The organism is Paraburkholderia sp. CNPSo 3076, assembly GCF_026343935.1.
GTDB lineage: Bacteria > Pseudomonadota > Gammaproteobacteria > Burkholderiales > Burkholderiaceae > Paraburkholderia > Paraburkholderia nodosa.
Genome location: NZ_JAPMAL010000145.1, coordinates 1 through 624 on the forward strand (window position 1 = coordinate 1; position 624 = coordinate 624).

Sequence of the window (624 nt, forward strand, 5' to 3'; positions counted from 1 at the left end):
GTCCGGGACTTGATGTTGCGGTGGTCCTGCTCGACCAGATTATTGAGATATTTCGAGGATCGGACCTTCGTGTCCTCAGGCAGCAAGCCATCGGCCTTCATCTCGCGCACGGCGCGGTGCGAGGCCGCATAGCCGTCAAGCGTGATGGTCTTCGGTGGCTGGCCCTGATGTCTGATCGCCTTCCTGAAAAAGGCTTTTGCCGCCTCCACGTCGCGCTTTGCACGGAGCATGAAGTCAACCGTCTGGCCCACCCGATCCACCGCCCGATAAAGATAGACCCACTTGCCGCGCAGCTTGACATAAGTCTCGTCAACACGCCAGGACTGGCCGGTGGGCCTGCCGAAGCGATTCCACCGTTTGACGAACTCCGGCGCAAAGCGCCGCACCCAGCGCAGGATCGTCGTGTGGGCCAGCGCCAGACCCCGTTCCGCCATCATTTCGACCAGATCGCGCAAGCTAAGCTTGTAGCGCAGGTACCCGCGAACACACAGAATGATCACATCGCGGTCAAAGTGACGGCCTGCAAACAGTTCGTCCAGGCTCTTCAGCTTGCTCATCGTCGGTTCTCAATAGTTCAGCCCGACACCTTAACCGATTCGCCCCCGCGCTATTTGCACCAGAGCC

Annotated in this window: 1 protein-coding gene; it reads right to left on the reverse strand. The window is 59.8% G+C overall.

From position 1 onward, the window contains the following. On the reverse strand, positions 1-557 hold a 557-nt coding region (locus M3A49_RS42445; RefSeq protein ID WP_266234001.1), incomplete at its 3' end, for an IS6 family transposase. Positions 558-624 lie beyond the last annotated feature (67 nt).